At 75.6% G+C, this 22,001-nt stretch carries 18 protein-coding genes; 8 read left to right on the top strand and 10 right to left on the bottom strand.

The window, feature by feature from the left end; all coding sequences use genetic code 11:
- Positions 1-70: 70 nt before the first annotated feature.
- On the top strand, positions 71-847 hold the full coding sequence (locus ACIA79_RS04090) for an HAD family hydrolase (protein WP_399426577.1): 777 nt from the start codon (positions 71-73) through the stop codon (positions 845-847).
- Entirely contained in the window at positions 844-3,240 is a 2,397-nt protein-coding gene (locus ACIA79_RS04095) for a glycoside hydrolase family 65 protein (protein WP_399426578.1), read from the top strand. Before ACIA79_RS04090 ends, ACIA79_RS04095 begins: the two co-directional genes overlap by 4 nt.
- Before the next feature lie 112 nt (positions 3,241-3,352).
- On the opposite strand, the gene ACIA79_RS04100 is transcribed toward ACIA79_RS04095, so the two are convergent.
- Positions 3,353-3,841, bottom strand: a complete 489-nt coding sequence (locus ACIA79_RS04100; protein ID WP_399426579.1) for an anthrone oxygenase family protein — start codon at positions 3,839-3,841, stop codon at positions 3,353-3,355.
- A gap of 5 nt (positions 3,842-3,846) precedes the next feature.
- A complete protein-coding gene (locus ACIA79_RS04105) occupies positions 3,847-4,260 on the bottom strand; it encodes a nuclear transport factor 2 family protein (RefSeq protein WP_399426580.1) in 414 nt (137 codons plus the stop codon).
- 104 nt (positions 4,261-4,364) lie between these two features.
- Between ACIA79_RS04105 and ACIA79_RS04110 the strand changes: the two genes are divergently transcribed.
- A complete protein-coding gene (locus ACIA79_RS04110) occupies positions 4,365-4,961 on the top strand; it encodes a TetR/AcrR family transcriptional regulator (RefSeq protein WP_399426744.1) in 597 nt (198 codons plus the stop codon).
- Positions 4,962-5,051: 90 nt separating this feature from the next.
- Here the strand turns inward: ACIA79_RS04110 and ACIA79_RS04115 are convergent, their stop codons facing one another.
- The 3 genes from ACIA79_RS04115 to ACIA79_RS04125 all read right to left on the bottom strand — a co-directional run bounded on the left by ACIA79_RS04115 (position 5,052) and on the right by ACIA79_RS04125 (position 8,213).
- Entirely contained in the window at positions 5,052-5,777 is a 726-nt protein-coding gene (locus ACIA79_RS04115; protein ID WP_399426581.1) for a helix-turn-helix domain-containing protein, read from the bottom strand.
- Positions 5,778-5,849: 72 nt separating this feature from the next.
- Positions 5,850-7,553 (bottom strand): cytochrome c oxidase subunit I, encoded by a 1,704-nt coding sequence (ctaD, locus tag ACIA79_RS04120; RefSeq protein WP_399426582.1) that lies wholly within the window; start codon positions 7,551-7,553, stop codon positions 5,850-5,852.
- A gap of 63 nt (positions 7,554-7,616) precedes the next feature.
- Positions 7,617-8,213: a sigma-70 family RNA polymerase sigma factor gene (locus ACIA79_RS04125; RefSeq protein WP_399426583.1), complete on the bottom strand. Its 597-nt coding sequence runs from the start codon at positions 8,211-8,213 to the stop codon at positions 7,617-7,619.
- Between the two features lie 294 nt (positions 8,214-8,507).
- On the opposite strand from ACIA79_RS04125, the gene ACIA79_RS04130 reads away from it, so the two are divergent.
- On the top strand, positions 8,508-9,107 hold the full coding sequence (locus ACIA79_RS04130; RefSeq protein WP_399426584.1) for a hypothetical protein: 600 nt from the start codon (positions 8,508-8,510) through the stop codon (positions 9,105-9,107).
- Here ACIA79_RS04130 and ACIA79_RS04135 read toward each other — a convergent pair.
- On the bottom strand, positions 9,082-10,455 hold the full coding sequence (locus ACIA79_RS04135) for a cryptochrome/photolyase family protein (RefSeq protein ID WP_399426585.1): 1,374 nt from the start codon (positions 10,453-10,455) through the stop codon (positions 9,082-9,084). The two genes, ACIA79_RS04130 and ACIA79_RS04135, sit on opposite strands and share 26 nt — an antisense overlap.
- Positions 10,452-12,005: an SDR family oxidoreductase gene (locus ACIA79_RS04140; protein WP_399426586.1), complete on the bottom strand. Its 1,554-nt coding sequence runs from the start codon at positions 12,003-12,005 to the stop codon at positions 10,452-10,454. Before ACIA79_RS04140 ends, ACIA79_RS04135 begins: the two co-directional genes overlap by 4 nt.
- 167 nt (positions 12,006-12,172) lie before the next feature.
- Here ACIA79_RS04140 and ACIA79_RS04145 point away from each other — a divergent pair, with 167 nt between their 5' ends.
- The 4 genes from ACIA79_RS04145 to ACIA79_RS04160 all read left to right on the top strand — a co-directional run bounded on the left by ACIA79_RS04145 (position 12,173) and on the right by ACIA79_RS04160 (position 17,883).
- On the top strand, positions 12,173-14,245 hold the full coding sequence (locus ACIA79_RS04145) for an MMPL family transporter (protein WP_399426587.1): 2,073 nt from the start codon (positions 12,173-12,175) through the stop codon (positions 14,243-14,245).
- Positions 14,246-14,436: 191 nt separating this feature from the next.
- Positions 14,437-15,945 carry a phytoene desaturase family protein gene (crtI, locus tag ACIA79_RS04150; protein ID WP_399426588.1) on the top strand — a complete coding sequence of 503 codons (1,509 nt, stop codon included), beginning with the start codon at positions 14,437-14,439 and terminating at the stop codon, positions 15,943-15,945.
- Positions 15,932-16,888, top strand: coding sequence for a phytoene/squalene synthase family protein (locus ACIA79_RS04155; protein ID WP_399426589.1), 957 nt, complete (start codon positions 15,932-15,934; stop codon positions 16,886-16,888). Before crtI ends, ACIA79_RS04155 begins: the two co-directional genes overlap by 14 nt.
- Positions 16,885-17,883 (top strand): DUF5914 domain-containing protein, encoded by a 999-nt coding sequence (locus ACIA79_RS04160; protein ID WP_399426590.1) that lies wholly within the window; start codon positions 16,885-16,887, stop codon positions 17,881-17,883. The genes ACIA79_RS04155 and ACIA79_RS04160 overlap by 4 nt, the downstream gene beginning before the upstream one ends.
- Before the next feature lie 39 nt (positions 17,884-17,922).
- Here the strand turns inward: ACIA79_RS04160 and ACIA79_RS04165 are convergent, their stop codons facing one another.
- From ACIA79_RS04165 to ACIA79_RS04175, 3 genes are all read right to left on the bottom strand, one after another.
- The gene (locus tag ACIA79_RS04165; protein ID WP_399426591.1) at positions 17,923-19,554 is read right to left on the bottom strand and encodes an FAD-dependent oxidoreductase; all 1,632 of its coding nucleotides are present in this window, start codon (positions 19,552-19,554) and stop codon (positions 17,923-17,925) included.
- Positions 19,551-20,765 carry a lycopene cyclase family protein gene (locus ACIA79_RS04170; protein WP_399426745.1) on the bottom strand — a complete coding sequence of 405 codons (1,215 nt, stop codon included), beginning with the start codon at positions 20,763-20,765 and terminating at the stop codon, positions 19,551-19,553. The genes ACIA79_RS04165 and ACIA79_RS04170 overlap by 4 nt, the downstream gene beginning before the upstream one ends.
- Before the next feature lie 247 nt (positions 20,766-21,012).
- Positions 21,013-21,930 carry a glutaminase gene (locus ACIA79_RS04175; protein ID WP_399426592.1) on the bottom strand — a complete coding sequence of 306 codons (918 nt, stop codon included), beginning with the start codon at positions 21,928-21,930 and terminating at the stop codon, positions 21,013-21,015.
- Positions 21,931-22,001: the final 71 nt, after the last annotated feature.

Here is a 22,001-nt window from a genome sequence, read left to right on the forward strand (position 1 = left end):
CGGGTACGGCGGGCATTCCTGGGGACTCGCATCTCCCGGGACACGCACGAGCGCAGCCGAAGGAGGTGCCATGACCGTACGGGCACCCGCACTGCGGGCGGTGCGCGCCGTGGTCCTCGACACCGACGGGGTCGTCACCGACTCGGCCGCGGTGCACGCGGCGGCCTGGAAGGAGGCCTTCGACGCGTTCCTGGCCGCCGGGCCGCCGGGCGATCCCGCGCAGCGCCGCCCCTTCGACCCCGGTGCGGACTACCTGCGGTACGTGGACGGCCGGTCGCGCCTGGACGGGGCGGCGTCGTTCCTCGCCTCGCGGGGGCTGCGCGTGCCGCGGGAGGAGGTGGAGCGGGTGGCCGCCGAGAAGGAGCGGCTGTTCACACGGCGGCTGCGGGAGGAGGGCGTGGCCGCCTACCCGGGCACGGTGCGGCTGCTGCGGGTCCTGCGCCGGGACGGGGTGCCGTCGGCGGCCGCCTCCGCGTCCCGGCACGCGCGGGAGGTGCTCGCCTCCGCGGGGGTGCTGGAGCTGTTCGGCACGGTGGTCGACGGCGTCGAGGCGGCCCGGCTGCGGCTGCCCGGCAAGCCGGACCCGGCGCTGTTCCTGGAGGCGGCCCGCCGCCTCGGGGTGCCCCCCGGCCGGTGCGCGGTCGTGGAGGACGCGCTGCCGGGGGTCGAGGCGGGGCGGCGCGGCGGCTTCGGCCTGGTGGTGGGCGTGGACCGGACGGCGGGCCCGGGAACGGGCGAGGCGCTGCGGCGCGCGGGCGCCGGTCTCGTCGTACGGGACCTCGCGGAGCTGCTGACCGGGGCCCCGACGGGCGGCGACGCGGGGGCGGAGCGGGGTGCACTCCCGTGACGGAGACCGACTGGACCTGGGTGTACGAGGGGTACGCCCCGGAGCGGGAGAGCCTGCGGGAGTCCTTGTGCACCCTCGGCAACGGCTACTTCGCCACCCGGGGCGCGGCGAGCGAGTGCGCCGCGGACGGCGTCCACTACCCGGGTACGTACGTGGCCGGCTGCTACAACCGGCTGACCTCCACCGTCGCGGGCCGCCGGGTCGAGAACGAGGACCTGGTGAACCTGCCGAACTGGCTGGTGCTGCGCTACCGGGTGAACGGCGGGGGACGGCCCGGCCCGTGGCTGGTCCCGGGCGGCCGGAGCATGGCCGGGCACCGCCAGATCCTCGACCTGCGGCAGGGCACGCTGGAGCGGGTCACCCGGTACGAGGACGACCAGGGGCGCCGGCTGGCCGTGCGCCAGCACCGGCTGGTGCACATGGCGGACCCGCACCTGGCGGCGCTGCGGACGGTCTTCACCGCGGAGAACTGGTCGGGGACGCTGGAGGTGGAGGCCGCCCTCGACGGGTCCGTGGAGAACACGGGCGTGGCCCGGTACCGGCAGCTGGCCACCCGCCACCTCATCCACGTCCACACGGGCGACGCGGCCGCGGACACGGTGTGGCTGCGCTGCCGCACCAGCACGTCCGACATCCGCATCGGCATGGCGTCGCGCACCACCGCGCCGGCCGACGGCGTCTCCCACCACCCGGGACGGCGGACCGTGCAGCGCTTCCGGCTGGAGCTGGAGCAGGGGCGCGCCGCCGTCGTGGACAAGACGGTCGCCCTGCACACCTCGCACGACCCGGCGATCAGCGACCCGCTGCACGCGGCGGTGGACCGGGTGCGGCGCGCGGGCCCGTTCGAGACGCTGCTGTCGTCCCACCGGGCGGCCTGGCAGCAGCTGTGGCGGCGGGCCGAGCTGGAGGTGGCCGACGAGGCGGGGCGGATCCTGCGGCTGCACCTGTTCCACGTGCTGCAGACGCTGTCGCCGCACACCGCCGACCTGGACGTCGGGGTCCCGGCGCGCGGGCTGCACGGCGAGGCGTACCGGGGGCACATCTTCTGGGACGAGCTGTTCGTCCTGCCGTATCTGAACCTGCACTTCCCGGAGGTGTCGCGGGCGTTGCTGACCTACCGCCACCGGCGGCTGGAGCGGGCCCGCTTCGCCGCCGTGGACGAGGGGTGCACGGGGGCGATGTACCCGTGGCAGAGCGGCAGCGACGGCCGCGAGGAGGCGCAGCGGCTGCACCTCAATCCCCGCTCCGGGCGCTGGGTGCCGGACCATTCGCACCTCCAGCACCACGTCGGCTCGGCGATCGCGTACAACGTCTGGCAGTACTGCGAGGCGAGCGGGGACAGCGAGTTCCTGCACACCAAGGGCGCGGAGATGCTGCTCCAGATCGCCCGCTTCTACGCGTGCCGCGCCACCCACGACCCGGCGCTGGGCCGCTACCGCATCCGGGGGGTCGTCGGCCCGGACGAGTACCACGACGCCTACCCGGGGGCGGCCGAGCCGGGCCTGGACGACAACGCGTACACCAATGTCACGGCCGCCTGGGTGCTGGGCCGCACGCTGGACCTGCTGCGCTCGCTGCCCGAGCCGCGGCGCCAGGAGCTGGTGGAGCGCACCGGGCTGCACCACACGGAGCTGGAGCTGTGGGAGGACGTGTCGCGGATGCTGCACGTGCCGTTCCACGACGGGGTGATCAGCCAGTTCGAGGGGTTCGGCGAGCTGGCGGAGTTCGACTGGGAGGGGCACCGCCGCCGGTTCGGGGACATCCGGCGGCTGGACCGGATCCTGGAGGCGGAGGGCGACAGCGTCAACCGCTACAAGGCGTCCAAGCAGGCGGACGTGCTGATGCTGGGCTACCTGTTCTCACCGGCCGAGCTGCGCGCCCTGTTCAGCCGCCTCGGCTACGTCCTGGACGAGGAGACGTGGCGCCGCACCGTCGACTACTACCTGCACCGCACCAGTCACGGCTCGACGCTCAGCGGCCTGGTGCACGGCTGGGTGCTGGCGCGGGTGCGGCGGTCGGAGGCGTGGCGGTTCTGCCGGGAGGCGCTGGAGGGCGACATCGCCGACGTCCAGGGCGGGACGACGGGCGAGGGCATCCACCTGGGCGCGATGGCGGGCACCCTGGACCTCGTCCAGCGCGGTCTGACCGGCCTGGAGACCCGCGGCGGTGCGCTGCGGCTGGATCCGGTGCCGCTGCCGGAGCTGTCCGAGTTCTGCTTCACGCTGCGCTACCGCGGCCACTGGGGCGTACGGCTGCGGGTGGCGCCCGGCGGCATGCACATCGCGGTCCCGGGCTCGGGCCGGGACCCGATCGACGTCGAGCTGCCGGGGCGGGCGGTGCTGATCGAACCGGGCGAGGAGCGTGAGCTGCCGCTGCCGGCGGTGGAGTACTGAAGGGTGTTGCGGAAGCCTGGGAGAGGTGACGCAGCACCTCTCCGCGCCGCCGCCCCTCCCTCGGGTGATCGCCATGTCCTGGTGGATCAGGTACATGGTCCCCAGCGCCTCGCTACGGGCGGCGGCCATCCGTCGACCGGCCGGCATCGACACCGCGCAGGGAGAGAAGGATCAGCAGTGCGAAGGCTGCGAATGCGGCACCTGTGCGTGCGTAGTTGAACGCCTCCCAGCGGGCCAGGATCTCCGCGTGATCGGCGGGTGCCGAGGTGGCCGCCCACTGCTTGATGCGGCCGTTGATGGGGACGTTGCCGAGACGGGTGATCAGGAAGGAGGCCAGGGCAAGGAGCCCGGCCCCTCCGGCCAGCCACCGTGAGGCGCCCCGCGTCATGACGGTGAGCGCGAGGGCGCTGAGCGCCGACACGCCCATGGCGCCTTGCATGGTGATGCCGTTCATCTGCATCAACTGGGTGTGGAAGGCCAGCCTCATGGTGAGCGGTACGGCGTTGAAGGTGGGGACGAGGTTGGCCGCTCCGTAGCCGAATGCGCCGGCGAGGGCACCGGTGGACAACAGGGCGAGGCCATGGACGAGCCGGACGCGCATGCGGATCACTCCGCCGTCCCGGGTTCGGTGGGGGCGACGGCTCGCGTGAGCTGCTCAGCTCGTCGCAACAGGCCGTCGGGGGTGAACTCCGCGAACATGTGGACCCGTGTGGAAACCGCCCCGCCCTTGCGCATCCGGGCGTGCACCGTGAAGCGGGTGGCGATTCTGCTTCCGTCCGTGAACGCCTCGTGCACCTCGAACCGGAACTCGCGCAGGTTCTTCCGCACCGGGCGGAGGTGGGCGGCGAGGCGGTCCCAGTCGAGTGCTACGCCGTCGGCGACTTGAACGACGTCACGGGTGCAGTACCTGGACATCAGGTCGGAGGCGTCTTCCGAGCCATGGACCACGGCGTTGGTGAAGGTCGTGAAGAAGTCGGCGACGAACTGCTCGGGAGGCTTCGTGTGGAGGGGGTTCACCATGCTCCTGCCATGCGTGCGGGACTATGCCCCCGCAACGATCTCTTACGTAGCTGTAAGATATGGCGAGGGGTTCATATCTGACAAGGATGTAAGAGTTGACTGTTGTGGAGACCCCGGGCGACTCACCACGGGTCCGGCCCCGCCGTCGCGCCGACGCCGAGCGCAGCAGGGCCGCAGTACTGGACGCCGCGGTCAGGCTGCTGGCCGAGCGGCCCGACGCCGGTATGGCTGCCATCGCCGCCGCGGCCGACGTCACCCGCCAGACCGTGTACGCGCACTTCGGGACCCGTGAGGCGCTGCTGGACGCTGTCGCCGACCGGATCACGGACCAGGCCATGGCCGCGATGGACGAGGCGGAGGAGAAGAGCGGTTCAGCCCTGGACGCGCTGCTGCGGCTGCAGGACATCGGCTGGCGGCTGTTCGAGCACAACCCGGTGCTCCTCCAGCTCGGAAGCACCCGCGCCGGCGGCGACTCCCATGCGGCCCGGCACGAGCCCGTCGCAGCCCGGCTCGCCCGGCTGATCGAGAAGGGCCAGGCGTCGGGCGAGGTCGACCCCGCGCCGCCGGCCACCTGGCTGGCGGCCGCGGTCGCCGCGCTCGCCCACGCGGCAGGCGACGAGGTCGGGGCGGACCGCATGTCGGTGGACGAGGCGGCGACATTGCTACGGACCGCCACACTCGCCCTCCTGAGGTCCGGCTGAGGAATTCGGCACCTTCGAGCGTGTGGCTGAAGCCTGCGAGAGGGGCTGCGAGAGGTGGCGCGGCACCTCGCACACGAGACTGCGGGCGGGTCAGAGGCGGTGGACCCGCTCCCGGGCGGGGGTGTCGTGGGGGGCGTACTCCGCCTCGACCCTGCGGCCGGTGACCCGGCTCGGTGTGACGGCCGTCCAGTGCGCGTTCTCCCCGTCCGCCCACGGGGTGCGGTACGCCTGGCGGTCGAGGCGCCGTACGGCCTCCGGGTCGGTGACCGGGTGCGGCTCGCCGACCACGAGGACGGTCCAGCCGCGGCCCATCACGTCGTCCATGTGGTCGACCTCGAACGCCACCTCCCTGCCCCGGCCCGTGGGGGCGAGGGCGTCGGGCGGGGCCCGGAACACCACGTCACCGCCGTCGACGACATAGGTGACCGGGACGATCGCCGGGTGGTCGTGGCTCGTCACGGCGACCCGTCCGACACCGTGCGTACCGAGGAGCGCACTGCACTCGTCGAGGCCCAGCTCCACCATGTGCGGACGGCCTGCGGGGGCCCCGGCACCGGGCGGCAGGTCGACCGTGCCGCCCTCCAGCTCGATGACGCTGGTCTCCAGGGCGTCGGCGAGTCTCAGGAGGAAGCCGATGCCGGGGGTGGCGGGCTGTTCCTCCAGGTACTGGATGTAGCCGGGTGCGGAGCCCGAGCGGAGGGCGACCTCTTCGCGGGTGAGGCCGAGCTGCCGGCGGCGGGCTGCCACACGGCGGCCGATGTCCCCGCAGCAGTGGCCGTGGTCTCCTGGGCCGTGCAGGAGCGGTCGGTCGGACATGAGGCACCGTCCCCTCGGTCGAAGGGCACCATCTCCCCACGGTAGCCACCGCCGCGCGCGGGCGCACGCCTGCTACTGCTCGCCCGCGCCCGGTTCCACGACGTCACGGCGGCGGCCGGGCGTCTGGGCCTTCTCCAGCTCGGCGATCTCGGGGTGGTGCAGGTCGAAGGCGGGCGATTCGGAGCGGATCCTCGGCAGGGTGGTGAAGTTGTGGCGGGGCGGCGGGCAGGAGGTCGCCCACTCCAGGGACCGCCCGTACCCCCACGGGTCGTCGGTGGTGACCGGAGTCCCGTGCCGCGCGGTCCTCCACACGTTGTAGAGGAACGGCAGGGTCGACAGGCCCAGCAGGAACGAGCCGGCCGACGACAGCATGTTGAGGGCCGTGAACCCGTCGGCGGCGAGGTAGTCGGCGTACCGGCGCGGCATGCCCTCCGCGCCGAGCCAGTGCTGGACGAGGAACGTCAGGTGGAAGCCCGTGAACAGCGTCCAGAAGTGGATCTTGCCGAGGCGTTCGTCCAGCATCCGTCCCGTCATCTTGGGCCACCAGAAGTGGAAGCCGGAGAACATCGCGAAGACGATGGTGCCGAAGAGCACGTAGTGGAAGTGGCCGACGACGAAGTAGCTGTCGGTGACGTGGAAGTCCATCGGCGGCGAGGCGAGGACCACCCCGGTCAGCCCGCCGAACAGGAAGGTGACGAGGAAGCCGGTGGCCCACAGCATCGGGGTCTCGAAGCTGAGGGAGCCCCTCCAGGTGGTGCCGATCCAGTTGAAGAACTTCACCCCGGTCGGCACGGCGATGAGGAAGCTCAGCAGGGAGAAGAAGGGCAGGAGGACCGCGCCGGTGGCGAACATGTGGTGCGCCCACACCACCACCGACAGCCCGGTGATGGCGATGGTGGCGCCGATCAGCCCGATGTAGCCGAAGAGCGGTTTGCGGGAGAAGACCGGCAGCACCTCGGTGACGACCCCGAAGAAGGGCAGCGCCAGGATGTAGACCTCGGGGTGGCCGAAGAACCAGAACAGGTGCTGCCACAGCAGCGCTCCCCCGCTCTCGGGGGCGAAGATGTGCGAGCCGAAGGTCCGGTCCGACTCCAGGCACAGCAGGGCGGCGGCGAGCACCGGGAAGGCCAGCAGCACCAGGACGGAGGTCAGCAGCACGTTCCAGGTGAAGACCGGCATGCGGAACATGGTCATGCCGGGGGCGCGCATCCCGACGATGGTGGTGACGAAGTTGACCGCGCCGAGGATGGTCCCGAAGCCGGACAGCGCAAGCCCCATGATCCACAGGTCCGCGCCGATCTGCGTGGTGTGCTCCTGCCGGTTCAGCGGCGCGTAGGCCGTCCAGCCGAAGTCGGCGGCGCCGTCGCTGGTGAACAGCGAGCCGACGACCATGAGGCCGCCGAAGAGGAACAGCCAGTACGAGAGCATGTTGAGCCGCGGGAACGCGACGTCCGGGGAGCCGATCTGCAGCGGCATGACGGCGTTGGCGAAGCCGGCGAAGGTGGGGGTGGCGAAGAGCAGCAGCATCACGGTCCCGTGGAGCGTGAACGCCTGGTTGTACTGCTCGTTCGAGATCAGCTGCAGGCCCGGGCGGGCGAGTTCGGCGCGCAGCAGCAGGGCCAGCGCCCCGGCGAAGAGGAAGAAGCCGAACGAGGTGACCAGATAGAGGTGCCCGATCCTCTTGTGGTCCGTCGTGGTCAGCCAGCCCACCACGGCACGGCCCCGCCGGCGCCAGGAGACCGGTGCCGGGGCGACGGGCTCGGTCGATGTCACCATGGGCCGCAACGCTACGCAGTGGACCGCGGCGCGAGCGGGTTTGCGCTCGCCCGGACGCGTGGATCACTCGTATTGGGCAGCGTCGGGCGGCGCGAGGCGGTGGCGCAGCCGGCGCAGCCCCCGGCGGGCGTGGCTCTTGACCGTTCCGAGGGGCAGGCCGGTGCGGCGGGCGATCTGGGACTGGCTGAGGTCGTCGTAGAACGCCATGCGCAGGACCAGGCGCTGGGCCTCCGGGAGCAGGGCCATCTCCCGGCCCACGCACAGCCGGTCCAGCACGGCCTCCGGCGGGGGCGCGGCGGGCAGCGCCGTGGGCCGTTCGCGCTCCATGCGGGCGGACAGCTCGGCCCGGCGGGTGCGGGCGGCGAGCGCGTCGGCGATCTTGCGGCGGGTGATGCCGACGAGCCAGGCGGAGAGCGGGCCGCGCTCCGGCCGGTAGCCCGCGCGGCCGCGCCAGACGGCGAGGAACACCTGCTGGGTGACGTCCTCCGCCTCGGCGACGTCTCCGAGGGCCCGCAGGGCGAGACCGTGGACGAGGGCGCCCCAGCGCGCGTACGCGGCGGTCATGGCGTGCTCGTCGCCGCGGACGAGCCGGGCGGCGAGGTCCTCGTCCGCCGGCCCGCGCCGGGGGGCGGGGGTGGCAACGGCTGCTCGGTCCGTCATGGTGGCTGCTCCTTGCACCGGTGCGGCGGCCGGGCGCCCCGGGTGCGCCGCGGTGGAGCCACCGTGCGGACAGGAAGATCACTGGGGCAACTCGCAACGCTTGTGCATCGGATAATCGACCCGTGAGCGATCCCGTGGGGCCCGGTATGACGACCGGAGCCGTGGCACGCCTGCTCGGCGTGTCGCCGGTCACCCTGCGGTCGTCGGACCGGAGGTACGGCACAGGCCCGGCGGAGCGCCGGACCGGCGGGCACCCGCCGGTGGCGGCCGGCCGACATCGCGGTGCTGCGGGAGATGTGCCGGCTGACGGGGGCGGGGCTCGCCCCCGCGGAGTCGGCCCGCGCGGCGCGCGCCCGGTACGGGCCTGCGACCCGTCCGTCGCCGGAAGCCGGGCACGCCGGGTCCGGGTCCGCCGTCCTGCCGCCGCCCGGAGCCGAGGCCGCCGAGGAAGCCGGGGACGCCCCGTACCGGTCCGCCGCCCCTCCCCCGCCGGGACCCGGCGGGACGGCGACCGCCGGCGGTCCGGTCCGCACGGCCGTCCTCCCCGCGCAGGCGGGCGCCGGGCGCACCGCGGCGCGGGCGGGCGCACGGCAGGGCGGTCCCGGGGGCGGCCTGGGGCTCGGCGAGGTGCGGCGGGAGTGCCGGGGGCCGGCGCGGGCCGTGGTGGTGCTGCGGTCGCAGTCGCGTGCGACGGCCGGCGCGCCGCTGGCGCGGGACCTCGCCGCCACCGGCTGGGGCGTGCGCGGGGCCCGGACCGCTCCGGCGGTGCTGACGGCGGGCCCCGGGTGGGCGGGTCCGCGGCCGGCGGGGACGCTCCGGCCGCTGTCGCTGCGGGAGGCGCTGACGGTGCTGGCCGGTGTCCGCGGGGTCAGTCCCTGGCCCGGGCCCGTCTGAACCGGGCGAGGGCGTCGGCGAGGTCCACGACCGGGTCGGGGTAGTCGAGGCGGGCGCGTTCCCCGGCCGGCAGCCGCCACGGTTCGTGCACGGCCGCGCCCGGCACTCCGGCGAGTTCGGGCACCCAGCGGCGCACGTAGGAACCGTCGGGGTCGTGGCGCCGGCCCTGGGCGACCGGGTTGAGGACCCGGTGGGGGCGCGAGTCCGTGCCCGTGCCGGCCACCCACTGCCAGTTGAGCTGGTTGTTGGGGATGTCGCCGTCGACCAGCAGCTCCAGGAAGTGGCGGGCGCCGATGCGCCAGTCGACGTAGAGCGTCTTGGTGAGGAAGCTGGCGGTCACGAGCCGGCCCCGGTTGTGCATCCAGCCCTCGTGGGCCAGTTGCCGCATGGCGGCGTCCACGAGGGGGTAGCCGGTCCGGCCCTGCCGCCACGCCTCGATCTCGCCCGCCGCCGTCCGCTCGGTGCGCCAGTGGTCGTGGCGGGTGCGGTAGTCGCGCACGGCGACGGCCGGGCGGGCGGCGAGCACCTGCCGGTGGAAGTCGCGCCAGCACAGCTGCCGTACGAACGCCTCGGCGCCCGGCCCTCCCGTGCCGCGGGCCCGGTGCACCGCCTCGGTGGCCGAGACGGTGCCGAAGTGCAGGTGCGGCGAGAGCCGGGAGGTGACGTCGCCGGCGAGGTCGTCCTGGCGTTCGCCGTAGGCGGCGGCGCCGTCGCGCAGCCACGCCGTGAGCCGCCCGCGCCCCTCCGTCTCGCCGCCCGCCGCCAGCCCGGGGGACGTGCCGCTCACCGCGGCCCGGTCGGGCACCGGCTCGGAGAGGACCGTGTCCGGCACCGGCACCCGGCGCGGGGCGGCGAGCGGTTCGCGCAGCCGCTCACCCGTCCAGCGCCGGTGGTACGGCGTGAACACCGCGAAGTGGCCGGAGCCGGCGGGGGTGAGCCGGCCGGGCGGTACGGCCGTGACCACGGCCTCGTGGACGTACAGCCGGCGGCCCTCCGCCTCCAGCGCCGCGCGGAGGCGGTCCTCCCGGCGGTGGGCGTAGCGGGTGTACTCGGCGGCCGTGTGGACCTCGTCGGCACCGGCCTGCGCGGCGACCGCGCATGTCTGCTCCACCACGTCCCCGGAGCGCACCACCAGCCGGCCGCCCCGCCGCCGCAGGTTCGCGTCGAGGTCGCGCAGGCAGTCGGCGAGAAAGGCGCGCCGGTTGGGGACGGCGAAGCCGGCCGCCTCGATGCCGGTGTCGAGGACGAACAGCGGGACCACGTCCCGGCCGCCGGCGAGGGCGGCCCGCAGCGGCGGGTGGTCGTGCACCCGCAGGTCGGAGGTGAACAGCACGACGGACACGCTCATGACGCCGCTCCCGCGCGGTGCCTGCCCGGGCGGCGGCGGGCGGCGCGCCCGCGGCCGTGCTGCTCGCCCTCGGCGGCGCGGGTGATGTTGCGGGCCATGCCGCCGAAGACGGCGGCGTGGAACGGCGACACGCTCCACCAGTAGGCGTGGCCCAGCAGGCCGTGCGGGTGGAACAGGGCGCGCTGGCGGTAGCGGCTGCGGCCCTCGCCGTCCCTCTCGGCGCGCATCTCCAGCCAGGCGAGGCCCGGCAGCCTCATCTCGGCGCGCAGCCGCAGCAGCCGGCCGGGCTCGACCTCCTCGACGCGCCAGAAGTCGAGGGAGTCGCCCACCCTGAGCCGCGCCGCGTCGCGGCGGCCGCGGCGCAGCCCCACGCCCCCGGTGAGGCGGTCGAGCCAGCCGCGCACCGCCCAGGCGAGGGGGAAGGAGTACCAGCCGTTCTCGCCGCCGATGCCCTCGATGACCCGCCACAGGGCCTCCGGCGAGGCGTCGACGGGCCGTTCGCGGAGGTCGGTGTAGAGGCTGCCGCCCGCCCAGTCGGGGTCGGTCGGCAGGGGGTCGCTGGGGGCGCCCGGCACGGAGGCGGAGGACCAGCGGGTGGTCACCTGGGCCTCGCGGACCCGGCGCAGGGCGAGGGCGAGTGCCCGGTCGCAGCCCATGGGGTGGCCGGGCGGATCGGGGACGTACCCGGCGATGTCGTGCTCCCGGCAGACGACCTCGTGGCGCAGCGACTCGGCGAGCGGCCGGGCGATGGCGGGCGGTACGGGGGTGACCAGGCCGACCCAGTAGCTCGACAGAGTGGGCGTGAGGACGGGCACCGGCAGGATCAGCCGCCGGGGCAGCCCGGCGACGGCCGCGTACCGGCGCATCAGGTCGCGGTAGGTGAGCACGTCGGGGCCGCCGATGTCGAAGGTCCGGTTGACGTCGGCGGGCAGGCCCGCGCTGCCGGTGAGGTAGCGCAGGACGTCGCGCACGGCGATGGGCTGGATCCGGGTGTGCACCCAGCTGGGCGTGACCATCACGGGGAGCCGCTCGGTGAGGTAGCGCAGCATCTCGAAGGAGGCGGAGCCGGAGCCGAGGACGACGGCGGCGCGCAGCACCGCGGTGGGCACCCCGGAGCCGAGCAGGATCCTGCCGACCTCGGCGCGGGAGCGCAGGTGCGGGGAGAGCCGGTCCTCGGGCACGCCGGCGGGGGTGAGGCCGCCGAGGTAGACGATGCGGCGGACGCCGGCGTCGCGGGCCGAGCGGCCGAAGACCCGGGCGGCCCGCCGGTCGGTCTCCTCGAAGCCGCGTCCGGTGCCCAGGGCGTGCACCAGGTAGTAGGCGACGTCCACGTCGCGCAGGGCGGCGCGTACGGACTCCTCGTCGGTGACGTCCCCGCGGACGATGTCCACCCGGTCGGCCCAGGGGTGGTCGCGGAGCTTGTCCGGTGAGCGGGCCAGGCAGCGGACGCCGTACCCGGCCGCCAGCAGCTCGGGCACCAGACGGCCGCCGATGTAGCCGGTCGCGCCGGTGACGAGGCACAGCGCGGTGCGGTCGGGCGGTGGGTTCATGGGACTCCCTGCCGGATGGTGGTGCGTCTTCCACGGTCCCCCTTTCCCGTTCCTTCCGCCCGGCGGGCCCGGCCGGATGCGCGGGCCGTCCGGCGGTCCGGGTGCATCCGTCCGCCGGGACGCGGCACAAGTACCCGTACGAGAACCGTCCCCGGCGAAGGAGTCCGATGCCTCCCACCGGCAGGCCCCTCAGATGGCTGCTGCCCGTCGTCCTGATCCTGGTGTGGCTGGCCGTCGGCGGCGGCCTCGGACCGTACGCGGGGAAGCTCGCCGAGGTCTCCAGCAACGACCAGGCCGCGTTCCTGCCGCGCAGCGCCGAGTCCACCCGTGTCCTCGACGCCGGGCGCGCCTTCGCGGCGCGGGACTCGGTGCCGGTCGTCGTCGTGTGGACGGTGGCGGGGGGCGGGGCCGCGGCGCGGCAGGGTGCGGCGAGCGGGGCGCTGGCCTCGCTCGCGGGCGCGCCCGGCGTGGTGGGCGCGCCGTCGCCGGCGCTCCCCTCCGAGGACGGGCAGGCCCTCCAAGGGGTGGTGCAGCTGCGGTCCGGCCTGGGTGACGCGCTGCCCCGGACGCTGGACCGGGTGCGGGGTGCGGCGGAGGAGGTGCCGGGGACGCGGGTGCGTCTGGCGGGTCCGGCCGCGACGCAGGCGGACCTGTCCGGCGCCTTCGCGGGCATCGACGGCGTGCTGCTGGGCGTGGCGCTGGTCGCGGTGCTGCTGATCCTGCTGCTGGTCTACCGCAGCGTGCTGCTGCCACTGGTGATCATCGTCGGGTCGGTGTTCGCCCTGGGCCTGGCCTGCGGGGTGGTGTACGCGCTGGCGGAGCGGGACGTCGTCCGGGTGGACGGGCAGGTGCAGGGCATCCTCTTCATCCTGGTGATCGGCGCGGCGACGGACTACGCGCTGCTGCTGACGGCCCGTTTCCGCGAGGAGCTCGCCGGAGGGCGGGACCGGTTCACGGCGGTGCGGGCGGCGGTGCGCCGGTCGGCCGGACCGGTCACGGCCAGCGCGGCCACGGTCGCGCTCGGGCTGCTGGCGCTGCTGCTGAGCGATCTGACGAACAACCGGGCGCTGGGCCCGGTCGGCGCGATCGGCATCGTGTGCGCGCTGCTGAGCGCGCTGACGTTCCTGCCCGCCGTGCTGGTGCTGCTGGGGCGCGCCGCCTACTGGCCGGCCGGGCCGGACCGGACCGGGCATCCCATGTGGTCCCGGCTGGCGGCGCTGGTCGACCGGGCCCCGCGGCGGGTGTGGGCGGTGACGCTGGCGGCGCTGCTGGCGTGTGCGGCGTTCGCGCCGACGCTGAGCGCGCGGGGCGTGCCGCTCGACGAGGTGTTCGTCGACGACGCGCCGTCGGTGACGGCGCAGGCCGCGCTGGCCGAGCACTTCCCCGGCGGGTCGGGGAACCCGGCCGTCGTCATCGCCCGCGCCGACCGCGCGGCGCAGGTGGTCCGGGCCGCGGAGGACACCGGCGGTGTCGCGTCGGCCGCGCCGGTGACGGCGTCGGGGCGTCCGGGCGGCGGGCCGCCGCGGGTGGTGGACGGGCGGGTGCGGATCGACGTGACGCTGGAGGACACCGCCGACAGCACCGCCGCGGAGGAGACCGTCGTCCGGCTGCGCGGGGCGGTGCACGCGGTGCCCGGCGCCGAGGCCCTGGTGGGCGGCTACACCGCGCAGCGGTACGACACGCAGCGGACCGCCGAGCGGGACCGCGCGCTGATCATCCCCGTCGTGCTGGCGATCATCCTGCTGATCCTGGTGGGGCTGCTGCGCTCGCTGCTCGTGCCGGTGCTGCTCATCGTGACGGTGGCGCTGAACTTCCTGGCCACGCTGGGGGTGGCGGCGCTGGTGTTCGAGCGTGCCCTCGGGTTCGGCGGCACGGACGCGTCCGTGCCGCTGTACGGGTTCGTGTTCCTGGTGGCGCTCGGGGTGGACTACAACATCTTCCTCATGTCGCGGGTGCGGGAGGAGGCGCTGCTCCACGGGACGCGGGCTGGGGTGCTGCGCGGGCTGACGGCCACCGGCGGGGTCATCACCTCGGCGGGGGTGGTGCTCGCCGCCACGTTCGCCGCCCTGGCCGTGATCCCGCTGGCCTTCCTGCTCCAGATCGCGTTCATCGTCGCGTTCGGCGTGCTCCTGGACACGCTCGTGGTCCGGTCGCTGCTCGTCCCGGCCCTGGTGCGCGACATCGGCCCCGCCGCCTGGTGGCCCGGGGCGCTGGCCCGGCGCCCGGAGCCGCGGCCGTGACGGATGCCCCGGACGGCAGCGCCCGGGCGGCGCGACGCCCCGCCCGGTGATCGACTGCGGGGTACGGCTGCCGCGGGGCCGCGTCGCGCGGCAGCCGTGCCGCCCCGCCGGAACGGCCACGGGTGCATCCGCGGGACACGCCGGCGCGGAAGGGCGAAGGACCGTGCCGTCGATGCGTGAGGGGTTGCCGGATGAGGACCGTACCGGGGCGTACGGACCACGTGGTGGTCGTCGGGGCGGGGCTGGCCGGGCTGTCGGCGGCCCTGCACCTGCTGGGCGCGGGGCGCCGCGTCACGGTGGTGGAGCGGCACGCGGTGCCGGGCGGGCGGGCCGGGCTGGAGTCCCGCGGCGGCTACCGCATGGACACCGGCCCGACCGTGCTCACCATGCCGGACCTGGTCGAGGAGGCGTTCGCGGCCGTGGGCGCCTCACTGCGCGACCGGCTGGAGCTGGTGCCCCTGCACCCGGCGTACCGGGCGCGGTTCGCCGACGGCGCGGCGCTGGACGTGCACACGGGCGCCGAGGCGATGGCCGCCGAGGTGGAGCGGTTCGCGGGGCCGCGGGAGGCGCACGGCTACCGGCGGCTGCGCCGCTGGCTGGAGCAGCTGTACCGGGCCCAGATGCGCCGGTTCATCGACGTGAACTTCGACTCGCCGCTGCAACTGCTCGGGGCGGACCTGGCGCGGCTGGCGGCGCTGGGCGGCTTCGGGCGGCTGGAGGGGCAGGTGGGGCGCTTCCTGTCGGACGAGCGGCTGCGGCGGGTGTTCTCCTTCCAGGCCCTGTACGCCGGGGTGCCGCCGGCCCGTGCGCTCGCCGCGTACGCCGTGATCGCGTACATGGACACGGTCGCCGGGGTGTGGTTCCCGCGGGGCGGTGTGCACGCGCTGCCCCGGGCGATGGCGGACGCGGCCGCGGGCGCCGGCGCGCAGGTGCGGTACGGGGAGGCGGTGACGCGGCTGGAGCGGGCCGGGGACCGGATCACCGCCGTCGTCACCGACCGCGGCCGGGTGCCGTGCGACGCGGTGGTCCTCACGCCCGACCTGCCCGAGGCGTACCGGCTGCTGGGCCGCCGTCCGCGCCGGCCCCTGCGGCTGCGCCACTCCCCCTCGGCGGTCGTCCTCCACCTGGGCACCGACCGCACCTGGCCGGGGCTTGGCCACCACACCCTGTCGTTCGGGTCGGCGTGGGCGGAGACGTTCCAAGAGGTCACCCGGACGGGCCGGCTGATGTCGGACCCCTCCCTGCTCATCACGCGGCCCACCGCCACCGACCCGTCGCTGGCGCCGCCCGGCCGGCACCTGCACTACGTCCTCGCGCCCTGCCCCAACACCGACATCGGGCCCGGGCCGCGGGAGTGGCGCACGCTGGGGCCGCGCTACCGCACCGCGCTCCTCACCGAGCTGGAGCGGCGCGGCATGCCCGGCCTGGGCGCCGCGGTGCAGGAGGAGCTGCTGGTCACACCGGCAGACTGGACGGCGTGGGGACACGCGGCCGGTACACCGTTCTCCGCGGCGCACACCTTCGCGCAGACCGGCCCCTTCCGGCCGCGGAACCTGGTACGGGGCAGCGACAACGCGGTGCTCGCCGGCTGCGGGACCACGCCGGGCGTGGGCGTGCCGACGGTGCTGCTCTCCGGGAAGCTCGCGGCCGCCCGGATCACCGGCGTCCGGCCGCGGCGGAGGTCGTATGACGGAGCGTGAACTGGACGCGGCGGGCATCACCGACCCCGCGCTGCGCCTCGCGTACACCCGGTCCCGCCGGCTCAACGCGCGGCACGGCAGGACGTACTTCCTGGCCACCCGCCTGCTGCCGCCCGCGCGGCGCCCGGCGGTGCACGCGCTCTACGGCTTCGCCCGGTGCGCCGACGACATCGTCGACGACCTGGGGAACGCGGCGACCACCGGCGAGCGGGCCGCCGCCCTGCGGGCCCTGGAAACCCGGCTGGACGCCGCGCTGGCCGGGACACCGGTCCGCGAGCCGGTGGTGCGGGCGCTCGCGCACACGGCGGCGGAGTTCGCCATCCCACCGGTGCTGTTCACGGACTTCCTGGCGTCGATGCGGTCGGACCTGGAGGTCACCGAGTACGCGACGTACGACGAGCTGCGCGCCTACATGCACGGCTCGGCCGCCGTCATCGGACTGCAGATGCTGCCGGTGCTCGGCACCGTCGTGCCCCGCGAGGAGGCGGCGCCGCACGCCGCCGCGCTCGGTGTGGCGTTCCAGCTGACCAACTTCGTGCGGGACGTCGGCGAGGACCTGGACCGGGGCAGGGTGTACCTCCCGGCCGACCTGCTGGCGGCGCACGGCGCGCACCGGGAGCTGCTGCTGTGGAGCCGCCGCACCGGGCGCCGCGACCGCCGGATCGTCTCGGCGCTGGCGGCCGCGGCCGCGCTCACCCGTGAGGTGTACCGGGAGGCGGCGCCGGGGCTGGCGATGCTGGACCCGGTGTCCCGGCCGTGCATCAGGGCGGCGTTCATGCTGTACGGGGAGATCCTCGACGCGGTCCGCCGCGACGGCTGGTCCTCCGTGCACCGGCGGGCGGCGGTCTCCCGGCGGCGGCGGGCTGTGGTGGCCACCGGAGGGGTGGCGCGGGTCATGGCCGCCCGGCTCGCGGCGGCCGCGCGGAAGGAGGAGGCGGTATGAACACGCGGCGGCCCCGTGGGGGCCGGTTCCCGCTCGCGCTGCGCCGGGCGGCCGTCGCCTGGGAGCGGCAGCGGCCGACCTGGCGGGAGGCGCGCCCGGCGCTGATCGCCGGGGCGCTGAAGCGGGCGCAGGCCCGGCCGTCCGGCAACTGGTACGTCCTGGGCGCCGCGCGCGACCTGGCGCCGGACCGGCCGCTGGGGGCGACGGTGGCGGGGGTGGAGGTCGTCGCCTGGCGCGGCGCGGACGGCGGGGTGCACGCGGGCCCCGGGGCCTGCCCGCACCTGGGAGCCCCGCTGGGGAAGGCCCGGGTGCGGTGCGGCACGCTCGTCTGCCACTGGCACGGACTGGCCCTGAACGGCGGCCCGTTCGCCGGGTGGGAGCCCTTCCCGGCGTACGACGACGGGGTGCTGGTGTGGGTGCGGCTGGACCGGTCCGGCGGCGAGGAGCCGACGGAGCGGCCGTCGGTGCCGGTGCGCCCGGACCCGGCCCGGTCGGTCGCGGCGGTCTGGTCGGGCGTGGGGCGGTGCGAACCGGAGGACGTCGTCGCCAACCGCCTCGACCCGTGGCACGGCGCCTGGTTCCACCCGTACTCCTTCGTCGACCTGACGGTGCTGGAGACGGGCGAGGAGGAGGACCGCCTCCTCGTCGACGTGTCCTTCCGGCTCGCCGGCCGGGTGGTGGTGCCGGTCCGGGCGCGGTTCAGCGCACCGGGGCCGAGGACCGTCGTGATGGAGATCGAGGACGGGGAGGGGCGTGGCTCCGTCGTCGAGACGCACGCCACGCCCCTGGGCGCCGACGGGGCCGGGCGTCCCCGCACCGCCGTGGTGGAGGCCGTGATCGCCACCTCCGGCCGGCCGGGCTTCGCGGTGGCCCGGGCGGGCGCTGCCCTGGTGCGGCCGCTGATGCGGGCGGCGGCGGGGCGGCTGTGGCGCGACGACCTGGCGTACGCGGAGAGGCGGTGGGAGCTGCGCTCGGCGGGCCGGTTCCCGGGCTGAACGCGGGAACACGGGCCTCCGGGGCGCGCCTCGGGGGCGTCAGCCGGCCGCCAGGCGGGCGAGGGCCCGCAGGGGCGCCGACCTGCCCCGGTCCGGCACGGTCCACAGGACCTGTCCGCGCACGCCCCACCGCTCCAGCAGGGCGTTGGCGGCGAGGAATCCGGTCGTGGCGGCCCGTTCCATCAGCGCCACCGGCAGGCCGGTGCGGACCAGGTCGCCCGCCACCATCACGGCCGGGTCCGGGGTGCGCACGGTGGGGCGGTCGTCGTAGCCGCCCACCGGGAAGTGGGGGCAGTCGGCGCGCCACTCGTGGCGCTCGTCGAGGACGCGGGCGTCTTTCAGCTCCGGGTACAGGGACCGCAGCCGGGCCAGCAGGAGCTCCTGGAAGGTTGGCCGGTGGAGGCCCGCGGCGGTGGCGTAGGCGTGCAGTTCCACGACGCTGCCGCCGGTGCGGGCGGCCCACCGGGCGGCCTCGCCCTCCCACCGGTTCAGGACGCTGACGTTGTCCAGGCCGCCGTAGCCGCTGGTGGCGAGGAAGCCGGGGCGCGTGCGGTCGGCGGGGCGGTCGAGCCAGTAGCGGGAGACGAGGAAGGGCGGGGCCGTGCGCAGCCGGCGGATCCGGGTGCGCCAGTCACGGTCGCCCAGCCGGGGCGAGGCGGCGACGAGGCGCCGCAGCCCGGCCGTGTCGAGCGCCAGGACCACGGCGTCGTACCGCTCCGCCGCGCCGCCCGCCGTGACGGTGCAGCCGCCCTCCGGGCCGGGTTCCACGGAGTCGACCGCACGGCCTTCGAGGAGGGTGGCGCCGTGCCCGGCGAGGTAGTCGCCCAGGGGCTCCCACAACGCCTGGGGGAACGGCTCGTCGGGCACGTCGAAGAGCAGCCCTTCGCCGGAGCCGAGGAAGTAGATGTGGAACATCAGCGCCAGCTCGGCCGCGGACAGGGTCCGCGGATGGACGAAGAAGCTGCGCGAGAACACCTCGAAGGCGAGGTGGCGGGCCGCTTCGGGGAACCGGATCCGGTCCAGCAGTTCGGCGGCGCTCAGCCCGTCGAGCCGCCGGTACACCTCCGGTACGCGGACGTCGAAGAGGGGCAGCGCCGCCCGCGGGTTCATGGCGGCCAGGTCGGCCGCCCGGAAGGAGGGGCTGCGGGCGGCGAACGCGAGGGCGTTCCAGGGCGGGGTGCGCGGGATGCGGGCGAAGCCGTCGCGCAGGCCGGTGCTGTGCCACAGGGGGTAGTCGGGCAGCGCGCGGAGCCGGGCGAGCCCGGGGTCGGCGCGGCGCAGCAGGCCCCGCAGGTTGTAGTACTGGCGGAAGAAGGCGTGGAAGCCGCGGCTCATGGTGGCCGTGGAGCCGTCCGAGAGGGTCACGGGCCGGCCGGCGAGCCGGCCGCCGAGCTGCGGCTCGCGTTCGTACAGGGTGACGCTTACGCCGCGTTCGGCCAGCGCGGTCGCGGCGGCGAGGCCGGCGATGCCGCCGCCGACGACCGCCGTGCGGGGCGGCTCGCCCGTGACGCGCGGCCGGCCGGGCCGCGGCAGGAGGATCCGGGCGCGGCGGTCCCGGCCCCGCCGCGGTGCGGGCGCCGGGCGGGGACCGGGCGCGGCGGCCGGCCCGTCGTCCCGGGCGTGGGCCGGTGCGTGCGGGCGGGCCGGCGCGTCGTCGTACGGCGGGGTCATGGGCGGTTCCCTTCTCGGCGGTGGGCGCGGACGGGGCGCCGGGGCAGGGCGGGGAGTTCGGCGGCGGTGCGGAGCATCGGCAGCACCGGGGTGCGCAGCCCGATGCCGAAGTCCTCCAGGAGGCGGGTGTCCCCGTCCAGGAAGCGCAGCAGGCGGTCGGCGGGCACGGTGCGGAACAGGCCGGTGAAGAAGGACGGCCCGTCGAGCCGCCCGGTGTCGAGGGCGCGGAGCACCACGGCGTCCATGGCGCGGGCCCGGCCGGTGTGCGCGGCGGGGGGCACGGGGACGCGGCCCTCGCGCAGGGCGGCGGCGACGGCCCGGGTCTGGCGCTGCACACCGGCGAACGTGTAGCCGGTGGAGGGCCGGGTCGCGCCGCCCGCGGCTCCGATGCGGAACACCGCGCGCCCGGTGCGGCGCCGGTGGCGCCCGTCGGTCATCGGGATCGCCCCCTGTTCGGTGCCGGTCACCTCGAACCGGCCGAGGCCGAGCACCCGGTGGGTGTAGTGGCGCAGGAGGCGGTCGTACCCGGCGGGGTGGAGGGGCGCCGCGGAGAACTCGGTGTACTCGACCAGCGCGCGATCCGCGGCGAGCGGCAGGACATAGCCGAAGGCGAGGCCGTGGCGGGGCTGCGGTACCCGGAAGTCCATGAGTTCCGCGGTCGAGGGGTCGAACACCGGCCGCCCGGTGTGGACGAACCAGCCGCGGAAGTGCTGGAGGAGCGCCGTGCGGGCCGGCGGCGGACACGGCGGCGGGCGGGAGTCGAAGACCCACCGGGCCCGTACGCGCAGGCGCCGGCCGTCGGGCGTGACGCCGAGCACCTCGGCGCCCGCGGGCCGGTCGCGGACGGCGCGGACGGTCGCCTCGACGCAGGTGACGGCCGTGCCGAGGCGGGCGCGGACGGCCTGTTCGAAGGTGTCCGAGCTCAGCATCTTGTACCGCAGGGGGCTCGGACTGACGGTGATGCTCCCGCCGTCCGGGCCGCGTACCCGCAGCCGGTCCCAGGACCGGACCAGCAGGTCGTCCCAGTCGCCGCCGGGTTCCTCCCAGAAGCACCAGGTGCGCCCGGGGGGCCGGAGAGGTCCGGCGGGGGCGTCGACGAGGACGACTCCCCCGCCGGGCGGGTGACCGCCGGGCCCCGGAGCGCACAGGCGGTGGGCGAGGCTGAGCCCCGCCGCGCCGGCTCCGACGACGGCGACCTCGGTGTCGAGCACCAGCCGGGCGTCTCCTCCGGCGTGTGTCCCGGGCACGCCTGCCTCCTCCCGCTCCGTGGTCCTTCCCCACCATTCGGCGCGGGTGCGGCGGTCGGATGCGCGACGGGCCGTGCGCCACCCGCACCGGTGACGCGGCGCACGGGCGTCGGGGAGTCCGGCCGTGCGGGCACGGCCCGTGCCGCGCCCGGCCGCATGAGGCGCTCCGCCGCCGTCCCGGTCCGCGACGGCCGGTACCCGGCCGGAAGGGTCAGAACACCGACAGCCCGGTCAGGGTGGTGAAGCGGTCCAGGGCCGCCACGCCCGCGACCGAGTTCCCCCGCCGGTCCAGGCCCGGGCTCCACACGCACAGGGTGCACCGGCCGGGCACGACCGCGATGATCCCGCCGCCGACGCCGCTCTTGCCGGGCAGCCCGACGCGGTAGGCGAAGTCCCCGGCCGCGTCGTACGTGCCGCAGGTCAGCATGACCGCGTTGACGCGCTTGGCCTCGCTGCGGCTGAGGAACGTCGAGCCGTCGGCCCGTGTGCCGTGCCGGGCGAGGAACCCGGCGGCGAGCGCGAGGTCGGCGCAGGACGCCTCGACCGAGCACTGGCGGACGTACTGGTCGAGCAGGCGGGGGACGGGGTTGGTGATGTTGCCGTACGAGGCCATGAAGTGCGCGAGGGCGGCGTTGCGGTCGCCGTGCGCGGTCTCGGACGCGGCGACCCGCTCGTCGAAGGTGAGGTCCGGGTTGCCGCTCTCGGCGCGCAGGAAGTCCAGCAGGCTGCCGGAGGCGTCACCGGTCAGGGCCTGGAGGCGGTCGGTCACGACGAGCGCGCCCGCGTTGATGAACGGATTGCGCGGGATGCCGTTCTCGTACTCCAGCTGCACCAGCGAGTTGAACGGGTTGCCGGACGGCTCCCGGCCGACCCGCTCCCACAGCGCCTCGCCGTCCATGGACAGCACCAGGGCGAGGGTGAAGACCTTGGTGATCGACTGCGTCGAGAAGGGCTGCCGCCAGTCCCCGGCCCCGTACACCGTGCCGTCGGGCTCGGCGACGGCGATGCCGAAGCGGTGCGGGTCGGCCTCGGCGAGGGCGGGGATGTAGTCGGCGGGACGGCCGCGGCCGGGCGTGGCGGCGATCTCGGCGGCGATGCGGTCCAGGACGGACTGGAAGGAGCGTGACACGGCGCCCCACCTTACGGGGCCGTCGTGGGGGCCGTCGTGGGGGCCGGGGCCCTCGCGGCGAGGCGATCCGC

Origin of the sequence: Streptomyces sp. NPDC051310, assembly GCF_044455245.1 — a bacterium.
GTDB lineage: Bacteria > Actinomycetota > Actinomycetes > Streptomycetales > Streptomycetaceae > Streptomyces.

What these genes read in the sequence shown, in the direction of transcription:
- ACIA79_RS04090 (WP_399426577.1), top strand. Translation starts at nt 71, where the DNA reads ATGACCGTACGGGCACCCGCACTGCGGGCGGTGCGCGCCGTGGTCCTC.
- ACIA79_RS04100 (WP_399426579.1), bottom strand. Translation starts at nt 3,841, where the DNA reads ATGCGCGTCCGGCTCGTCCATGGCCTCGCCCTGTTGTCCACCGGTGCC.
- ACIA79_RS04105 (WP_399426580.1), bottom strand. Translation starts at nt 4,260, where the DNA reads ATGGTGAACCCCCTCCACACGAAGCCTCCCGAGCAGTTCGTCGCCGAC.
- ACIA79_RS04115 (WP_399426581.1), bottom strand. Translation starts at nt 5,777, where the DNA reads ATGTCCGACCGACCGCTCCTGCACGGCCCAGGAGACCACGGCCACTGC.
- ctaD (WP_399426582.1), bottom strand. Translation starts at nt 7,553, where the DNA reads ATGGTGACATCGACCGAGCCCGTCGCCCCGGCACCGGTCTCCTGGCGC.
- ACIA79_RS04125 (WP_399426583.1), bottom strand. Translation starts at nt 8,213, where the DNA reads ATGACGGACCGAGCAGCCGTTGCCACCCCCGCCCCCCGGCGCGGGCCG.
- ACIA79_RS04130 (WP_399426584.1), top strand. Translation starts at nt 8,508, where the DNA reads ATGTGCCGGCTGACGGGGGCGGGGCTCGCCCCCGCGGAGTCGGCCCGC.
- ACIA79_RS04135 (WP_399426585.1), bottom strand. Translation starts at nt 10,455, where the DNA reads ATGAGCGTGTCCGTCGTGCTGTTCACCTCCGACCTGCGGGTGCACGAC.
- ACIA79_RS04140 (WP_399426586.1), bottom strand. Translation starts at nt 12,005, where the DNA reads ATGAACCCACCGCCCGACCGCACCGCGCTGTGCCTCGTCACCGGCGCG.
- ACIA79_RS04145 (WP_399426587.1), top strand. Translation starts at nt 12,173, where the DNA reads ATGCCTCCCACCGGCAGGCCCCTCAGATGGCTGCTGCCCGTCGTCCTG.
- crtI (WP_399426588.1), top strand. Translation starts at nt 14,437, where the DNA reads ATGAGGACCGTACCGGGGCGTACGGACCACGTGGTGGTCGTCGGGGCG.
- ACIA79_RS04155 (WP_399426589.1), top strand. Translation starts at nt 15,932, where the DNA reads ATGACGGAGCGTGAACTGGACGCGGCGGGCATCACCGACCCCGCGCTG.
- ACIA79_RS04160 (WP_399426590.1), top strand. Translation starts at nt 16,885, where the DNA reads ATGAACACGCGGCGGCCCCGTGGGGGCCGGTTCCCGCTCGCGCTGCGC.
- ACIA79_RS04165 (WP_399426591.1), bottom strand. Translation starts at nt 19,554, where the DNA reads ATGACCCCGCCGTACGACGACGCGCCGGCCCGCCCGCACGCACCGGCC.